The organism is Kitasatospora sp. NPDC059571, from assembly GCF_042735675.1.
GTDB lineage: Bacteria > Actinomycetota > Actinomycetes > Streptomycetales > Streptomycetaceae > Kitasatospora.
In genome coordinates this window covers 1-7793 of the sequence record NZ_JBHWBW010000375.1, presented here as the reverse complement: position 1 = coordinate 7793, position 7793 = coordinate 1, and the positions used below count along the sequence as shown (strand labels likewise).

Annotated in this window: 7 protein-coding genes; 5 read left to right on the top strand and 2 right to left on the bottom strand. The window is 73.2% G+C overall.

Translation table 11 applies throughout. The features are described from left to right. Window positions 1-874: FHA domain-containing protein (locus tag ACFV0G_RS30065; protein ID WP_380554872.1), on the bottom strand; the 874-nt coding region annotated here is incomplete at its 3' end. Between the two features lie 255 nt (window positions 875-1129). Between ACFV0G_RS30065 and ACFV0G_RS30060 the strand changes: the two genes are divergently transcribed. The 3 genes from ACFV0G_RS30060 (at window position 1130) to prfB (ending at window position 5485) form a co-directional block, all read left to right on the top strand. After that, window positions 1130-2923 (top strand): serine/threonine-protein kinase, encoded by a 1794-nt coding sequence (locus ACFV0G_RS30060; RefSeq protein WP_380554870.1) that lies wholly within the window; start codon window positions 1130-1132, stop codon window positions 2921-2923. A gap of 158 nt (window positions 2924-3081) precedes the next feature. Continuing rightward, window positions 3082-4341 carry a serine/threonine-protein kinase gene (locus ACFV0G_RS30055; RefSeq protein ID WP_380554868.1) on the top strand — a complete coding sequence of 420 codons (1260 nt, stop codon included), beginning with the start codon at window positions 3082-3084 and terminating at the stop codon, window positions 4339-4341. Window positions 4342-4375: 34 nt separating this feature from the next. Continuing rightward, the gene (gene prfB / locus ACFV0G_RS30050; protein WP_380554866.1) at window positions 4376-5485 is read left to right on the top strand and encodes a peptide chain release factor 2; all 1110 of its coding nucleotides are present in this window, start codon (window positions 4376-4378) and stop codon (window positions 5483-5485) included. Window positions 5486-5559: 74 nt separating this feature from the next. On the opposite strand, the gene ACFV0G_RS30045 is transcribed toward prfB, so the two are convergent. Next, window positions 5560-5754: a hypothetical protein gene (locus tag ACFV0G_RS30045; protein ID WP_380554864.1), complete on the bottom strand. Its 195-nt coding sequence runs from the start codon at window positions 5752-5754 to the stop codon at window positions 5560-5562. 337 nt (window positions 5755-6091) lie between these two features. Between ACFV0G_RS30045 and ftsE the strand changes: the two genes are divergently transcribed. Next, window positions 6092-6781, top strand: coding sequence for a cell division ATP-binding protein FtsE (gene ftsE / locus ACFV0G_RS30040; RefSeq protein WP_380554862.1), 690 nt, complete (start codon window positions 6092-6094; stop codon window positions 6779-6781). 59 nt (window positions 6782-6840) lie between these two features. Continuing rightward, window positions 6841-7752, top strand: coding sequence for a permease-like cell division protein FtsX (ftsX, locus tag ACFV0G_RS30035; RefSeq protein ID WP_380554860.1), 912 nt, complete (start codon window positions 6841-6843; stop codon window positions 7750-7752). The last annotated feature ends 41 nt before the right edge of the window (window positions 7753-7793 follow it).

Sequence of the window (7793 nt, the reverse complement as noted above, 5' to 3'; positions counted from 1 at the left end):
CCCCGTTTACCTCCCCCGCCCCCCCCCTCCAACACCCCCCCCCACCGGGGCGGCCGCTTCTGTGGTGAAACCCCCCCCGCCACTGGCGGGCGCGGGCCCGGCCGCCCGCGCCGGCGGCGGGCTGCTCCGGTGCGGGGGCGGCGGGTGCGGTGGCCGCGGTGCGCGGCGAGGGCCGCGGGGCGAGCCGTAGGTGGCCCTCGCCGTCCGGCAGGGCGGGGCGCGGCGCCCCGGACTTCTCCCCGATGTCGGCGGGGGAGCGGTCGGGGCCGGGTGCGGCGATCCGCAGGGTCGACTCGCCGATCCGGACGAGCTCGCCCTCGGCGAGCTCGGCGGCCTCGTCGCGCAGGAACCGGCCGTCCAGCCGGGTGCCGTTGGTGGAGCCCAGGTCGCGGACGGTGATCCGGCCGTCGGCGAGGTGCACGGACAGGTGCAGCCGGGAGACGTCGGGGTCGTCCAGCGGGACGTCGGCGTCGCTGGAGCGGCCGACCCTGACCTCGTCGCCGTGCAGCCGGTGCACGCCGCCGGCGTCGGGGCCGCCGACGACCCGCAGCTCGGCGGTGGCGGGCGCCCCGGCGGGGTCGGTGTCCGGGTCGGGCTCGCCGAGGGCGAGCACGGCGCCGTCGACCAGCGGCGGGCTGCCCAGCAGGGCGCGGTCGTCGAGCGGCTCGGCCCCGGCGTAGAGCTGCGCCTGGGTCGCCGAGCGCGGTCCGCGCACCCCGGCGGCGCCCGCGAGCGCCCCCGCGACGGCGCCCAGCTCCGTGCCGGCAGGGGCCGTGACCAGCACGTCCGTGGCCGGTCCGGCGCCTGCCGGCCCGCTGCGCGGTCGAAGGACGGTCAGCCGGATCTGCATCTCGCCCAGGTCCCTTCTGCACACGTGTGGTGCCTGCCATCCTGCCACCCTGGGCCGACGGTCCGGGCACGGTACCGGATTTGACGATCTTGCGATCATCCCAGGGGCGGCCCCGACGATACGTCAGCCCCGTCACCCCCTAGGGGATGCCCCCGAGAGTTCCGCCCAGCGCGCCGGGCGCTCGCCTCGGCAAGCGCCCCGGGCACCGTTAGAGTTTGCGAAAACGTGGGTCTCGTCCGTCCGGTCCCGGGCGGCGGGCCGGGCGACTAGGAGTCACAGGTGCGGCCGGTCGGCAGCAAGTATCTGATCGAGGAGAGCCTCGGGCGCGGGGCCACCGGTACGGTCTGGCGCGGCCGGGTCCGCGACGACGTCGCCGTCCCCGGGCTGGAGCCGGGCCAGGCGGTCGCGGTCAAGGTGCTGCGCGAGGAGCTGGCGGCCGACCCGGACGTGGTGATGCGCTTCCTGCGGGAGCGCTCCGTGCTGCTCCGGCTCACCCACCCGAACATCGTCCGGGTCCGCGACCTGGTGGTCGAGGGCGAGCTGCTGGCCCTCGTGATGGACCTCGTGCAGGGCCCGGACCTGTTCCACTACCTGCGTTCGAACGGCCCGTTCAGCCCGATCGCGGGCGCCCTGCTGATGGCGCAGGTCGCGGACGCGCTGGCGGTCAGCCACGCGGACGGCGTGGTGCACCGCGACCTCAAGCCGGCCAACGTGCTGCTGGCCACCACGCTCTCCGGCGACGGCACCGAGCAGATGCACCCGATGCTGACCGACTTCGGCATCGCCCGCCTCGCGGACTCCCCGGGCATCACGCGCACCCACGAGTTCGTCGGCACCCCCGCGTACGTCGCGCCGGAGTCGGCGGAGGGCCGCCCGCAGACCGCCGCGGTGGACGTCTACGGCGCCGGCATCATGCTCTACGAGCTGGTCACCGGCCGTCCGCCGTTCCAGGGCGACGGGCCGCTGGCGGTCCTGCAGGCGCACCTCGCGCAGGAGCCGGAGCGGCCGCGCTCGATGCCGGACCCGCTCTGGACGGTGATCGAGCGCTGCCTGCGCAAGAACCCGGCCGAGCGGCCCACCGCCACCTCGCTCGGGCAGGCGCTGCGGGTGGTCGCGGCCGGGATCGGGGTGCACTCCTCGCCCGCCGCGGTGGAGGCCGCGCTCGCCGTCGGCGCGCTGCTGGTGCCGGACCCGGCGCTGGCCGCCGCCGCCCCGACGCCGACCGTCACCTCGGTGCCGACCGGCGCCGCCGACGCCACCCAGGTGCTGCCCTCGCGCGGCTTCGACCCGGCCGCCGCGACGCAGGTCATGGGGATGGCGGCCGCCCCCGGCGGGGCCCCGGAGGACCGCACCCGGGTGATGCCGCCGATGCCGCCCGCCGCGCCGGGCCAGGGCGCCGGGAGCCCGGAGTCGCCGCACCCGTGGCAGACCCAGCTGCGCGCGGCCCGCGACCGGAACCAGCAGACCGAGATCGGCTACTTCGACCCGGAGGAGCTGAGCCGCCCGCAGGTGGCCCCGCAGCCGTACCAGGCGGGCGGCCGTGGCCCCGCCCGTCCGCAGCAGCAGCAGCCCCCGCAGCCCCCGCAGAACGGCTACGGGGGCCCGCAGCAGGGCGGTGGGCAGCGCGGCGGCTACGACCGCCGCCCGCCGGTCGCCCCGCCGCCGTACCAGGCCCGCCAGGCTCCGCAGGGGTACCAGCAGGCGCCGGGCTACCAGCAGCCGCAGCAGCAGCCCTACCGGCAGGCCGCGCCTGCCCCGCAGGCGTACCCGCCGCCGCAGCCGCCCGCGCCGGCCCCCGCCCGCCGGCCGGAGCCCGCGCCGCAGCGCCGCACCGAGCCCGCGCCGCAGCGACGCGAGCCGGCCCCGGCCCGCGAGCCGCGGCCGCGCAGCCGGAACCGGATGTACATCCCGGGCCTGGGCTGCCTGAAGGGCTGCCTGATGGTGCTGCTGATCCTGGGCATCGCCGCGGTCGCGCTCTGGAACTTCACCGACCTGCCGGTGTACTGGCACAACGTGCAGCACTGGTTCGGGGACGTCAGCGACTGGATCAACAAGGCGACCGGCAAGGGCTGATCTGACGGTCCGACAGGCGGCGGTTTTGGCGCTTTGTCGACAATTCACAAATTTCCCGTCAAAAGGTGCCCCCTCCGAGGCCTCCGGCGTCCCCCGGAGGCCTCCCGGACGCGTAGGTTGGTCGCTGAGCACCGACCTACCGAGCCCACGGAGCAGCATTGGCACGCAAGATCGGCAGCCGCTACACCGTCCACCAGGTGATCGGCCGGGGTTCTGCCGGCACCGTGTGGCTCGGCGAGGGCCCGGACGGGCCGGTGGCCGTCAAGTTGCTGCGCGAGGACCTGGCCTCCGACCAGGTGCTGGTCGGGCGCTTCGTCCAGGAGCGGTCCGCGCTGACCGGCCTCGACCACCCCCGCGTGGTCGGCGTGCACGACATGGTCGTGGACGGCGACGACCTGGCCCTGGTGATGGACCTCGTGCAGGGCACCGACCTGCGCACCCGCCTGGAGCGCGACGGGGTGCTCAGCCCGCTGCACGCGGCCTCGGTGATCGCGGACGTCGCCGACGGCCTGGCGGCCGCGCACGCCGCCGGCATCGTGCACCGCGACGTCAAGCCCGAGAACGTGCTGCTCGACCTCGCCGCCCCGCCCGGCCCCGGCGGCGCCCCCCGCGCCAAGCTCACCGACTTCGGCATCGCCCGACTGGTCGACGCCCCGCGCCGGACCCGCGCCACCCGCATCATCGGCACCCCCGACTACCTCGCCCCGGAGATCATCGAGGGCCTGGAGCCGCGCGCCGCCGTCGACATCTACGCCCTCGCCACCGTGCTGTACGAGCTGCTGGTCGGCCACACGCCCTTCGGCGGCGGCCACACCGGCGCCGTGCTGCGCCGGCACGTCACCGAGAACGTCCCGCCGGTGGCCGGCATGCCGGAGGGCCTGTGGCGGATCATCTCCGAGTGCCTGGCGAAGGCGCCCGCCTCCCGGCTGCGCGCCGCCGAGCTCGCCAGCCGGCTCCGCGACCAGCTGCCGATCCTGGCCGGGCTGCCGCCGCTGGCCGTCCCGGCGCAGCGGGCCCCGGTCGAGGACGTGCTCACCCCGGGCGAGGCGGTGTACGCGGAGGCCGACACCGGCACCGGCACCCACCGCCGCCGGCGCGGCCCGGCGGTGCCCCTGGTGCCCGCCCCCTCGCCGGACTCGACCCGCGACACCCACACCAGCATGCGCCGCCCGTCCGCCCAGGAGCTGGCCTCCTACGCCGCCGAGTCGCGCGCCCAGCGCACCGGCGCGGCCCCGGTCACCAGCCACCGGCGCCGCAAGCTGGTGCGCCGCCGGCGGATGGCCGCGGTGCTGATCGCCCTGGTGCTGCTGCTGGCCGGCGCCGCCGCCGCGTACAGCGCCTTCGCCGCGGAGCCGCCCGCTGGCGGCGCGCACGCGCTGCTCCGGCAGGCCGCCGCGGAGGCCGGGCCCCCGGTGTAGCCGCACGGTCTCCACGAACCATTACCCTTGAGGCGTGGCAGCCGTCGATCCTTCCGAAGAGCTCAAGAACCTCGAGACGACCATGGGGTCGATCGAGGCCGTCCTCGACCTGGACAAGATCCGGGCCGACATCGAACGCCTCGAGGAGGAGGCAGCCGCGCCCGACCTGTGGAACGACGTGGCGAACGCCCAGAAGGTCACCAGCCGGCTCTCCTTCCTGCAGGGCGAGCTGCGGAAGGTCTCGACCCTGCGCAGCCGGGTCGAGGACCTGGCGGTCCTCTTCGAGCTGGCCGAGGCCGAGAACGACGCGGACACCCGGGCCGAGGCCGAGAACGAGCTGGAGTCGGTCAAGAAGGCCGTCCAGGAGCTCGAGGTCCGCACCCTGCTGTCCGGCGAGTACGACGCGCGTGAGGCGCTGGTCAACATCCGCGCCGAGGCGGGCGGCGTCGACGCCGCCGACTTCGCCGAGCAGCTGATGCGGATGTACCTGCGCTGGGCCGAGCGGCACGGGTACCCGACCGAGGTCTACGACACCTCGTACGCGGAGGAGGCCGGCATCAAGTCCGCGACCTTCACCGTGAAGTCGCCGTACGCCTACGGCACCCTCTCCGTCGAGCAGGGCACCCACCGCCTGGTGCGCATCTCGCCCTTCGACAACCAGGGCCGCCGGCAGACCTCGTTCGCCGGCGTCGAGGTGCTCCCGGTCGTCGAGCAGTCCGACCACGTCGACATCGACGAGGGCGAGCTGCGGGTGGACGTCTACCGCGCCTCCGGCCCCGGCGGCCAGGGCGTCAACACCACCGACTCCGCGGTGCGCATCACCCACCTCCCGACCGGCATCGTGGTCTCCTGCCAGAACGAGCGGTCGCAGATCCAGAACAAGGCCTCGGCGATGAACGTCCTCCAGGCCAAGCTGCTGGAGCGGCGCCGCCAGGAGGAGAAGGCCGCGATGGACGCCCTCAAGGACAGCGGCAGCTCCTGGGGCAACCAGATGCGCTCGTACGTGCTGCACCCGTACCAGATGGTCAAGGACCTGCGCACCGAGCACGAGGTCGGCAACCCGCAGGCGGTGCTGGACGGCGACATCGACGGCTTCATCGAGGCGGGCATCCGCTGGCGCAAGCAGCGGGAGACCGCGAGCTGAGCGCCGCGCCCGCGCCGGGCGTGAACGAAGGGCCCCGGAGCTCCGGCTCCGGGGCCCTTCGGGCGTCTTGGGGGTCAGGCGAGCGCCTGTCGGGCGATGAGTGCCACCGCGAAAAGCGCCGCGAGCAGCGCCAGCAGCGTGGCCGGGGTCAGCGCGGCGAACGGCCCCTGCTGCTCGCGCAGCCTGGCGCGGTTGGCCCGGCACACCGGGCACCGGCCCTCGCTCACGCGGCCGTTGCAGTTGGCGCACACCAGATGGTCGCAGGTCATGCGATCTCCTCCTTGCTCACTGCAAACGCACCGGAAGGGCCGATGGTTCCGCCCTTCCCTCCACTGTGCCAGGTCCCGGGGTGCTCGGCGCCCGCAGCGCGGGGCTTCCCGGTGCCAACTGTGAGATAGATCGCACGGATCCGGCAGTCGTTTTACGGACAGATCGGATCAATTCCTGTCGAAACAACGGTCAGTACTCGACCGGCCACTGCGGGTCGGCGGCGGGTTCGCGTATGGTCCCAGACCTGGAGCGGTGGGGGAGGATGCCGTTCCTACCGCTGCTGCCCGGCCAGGGGCAGTGGGCGGCTCCACCTAGGATGGCCTCCGTGATGCAGCCGTGATCAGATTCGACAACGTCTCCAAGACCTATCCCAAGCAGAACCGCCCTGCCCTGGACAACGTCTCGCTGGAGATCGAGAAGGGCGAGTTCGTCTTCCTGGTCGGGTCCTCCGGCTCGGGCAAGTCGACCTTCCTGCGGCTGTGCCTGCGCGAGGAGCGGCCGAGCACCGGTGCGGTGCACGTGCTCGGCAAGGACCTCGGCAAGCTGTCCAACTGGAAGGTGCCGCACATGCGGCGCCAGCTGGGCACGATCTTCCAGGACTTCCGCCTGCTGCCGAACAAGACCGTCGCGCAGAACGTCGGGTTCGCGCTGGAGGTCATCGGCAAGCCGCGCAGCGCCATCAACAAGGTGGTGCCCGAGGTGCTCGACCTGGTCGGCCTCGGCGGCAAGGAGGACCGGATGCCCGGCGAGCTGTCCGGTGGTGAGCAGCAGCGCGTGGCGATCGCGCGCGCCTTCGTGAACCGCCCGATGCTGCTGATCGCGGACGAGCCCACCGGAAACCTCGACCCGCAGAACTCCGTCGGCATCATGAAGCTGCTCGACCGGATCAACCGCACCGGCACCACGGTGCTGATGGCCACCCACGACCAGGCCATCGTCGACCAGATGCGCAAGCGCGTGATCGAACTCGACAAGGGGCTGCTGGTCCGCGACCAGGCCCGCGGTGTGTACGGCTACCAGAGCTAGCACGTCGCCGTAACGCCTGACCGCCCTGCCTGCATCGACCCCGGATTGAGAAGAGAAGCATGCGCGCCCAGTTCGTCCTGTCGGAGATCGGAGTCGGTCTCCGCCGCAACCTGACGATGACCATCGCCGTCATCGTCAGTGTCGCGCTCTCCCTCGCCCTCGCCGGTGGCAGCCTCCTGGTCCGCGACCAGGTCAACTCCATGAAGGGGTACTGGTACGACAAGGTCGAGGTGAGCATCTCCTTCTGTACGAAGTTCGATGCCCCGGCCTCCGCCCAGTGCGCCGCGGGTGCCGCCACCCAGCAGCAGGTCGAGGACGTCAAGGCCCAGCTCGACAAGATGACGACGCTGGTGCAGAAGGCGACGCTGGAGTCCTCCACCGAGGCGTACAAGCACTGGAAGGAGTCGAACCCGGACAACCCGCTGCTCGCGGCGGTCGGTCCGGAGGCGATGCCCCAGTCCTGGCGGGTCAAGCTCAACGACCCGACCAAGTACGACGTCATCCAGAGCGCCTTCGCCGGCAAGCCCGGCGTGAAGTCGGTCGACGACCAGCGCCGCATCCTGGAGAACCTGTTCGGCCTGCTGAACGGCCTCCAGACCGCCGCCTTCGTGATCATGGTGCTGATGCTCTTCGTGGCGCTGCTGCTGATCGTGAACACCGTCCGGGTGTCCGCCTTCAGCCGGCGGCGCGAGACCGGCATCATGCGCCTGGTCGGTGCGTCCAACTTCTACGTGCAGATGCCGTTCATCGCGGAGGCCGCGGTCTCCGCCCTGCTCGGCGCGATCATGGCCTCCGGCCTGCTCCTGCTCGGCCACTTCTTCGTCCAGCACTGGCTGGCCAAGCGGGTGCTGTTCATCCAGTTCATCGGCCTGTCCTCGGTGCTCACGGTGATCCCGCTGCTGATCGTGGTCGGCATGGTGATGGCCGGCATCGCGGCGTTCTTCACCCTCCGCAAGTACCTCAAGGTCTGACCCCGGCACGGCACGCGGCCCCGGACGGCACTGCGCCGTCC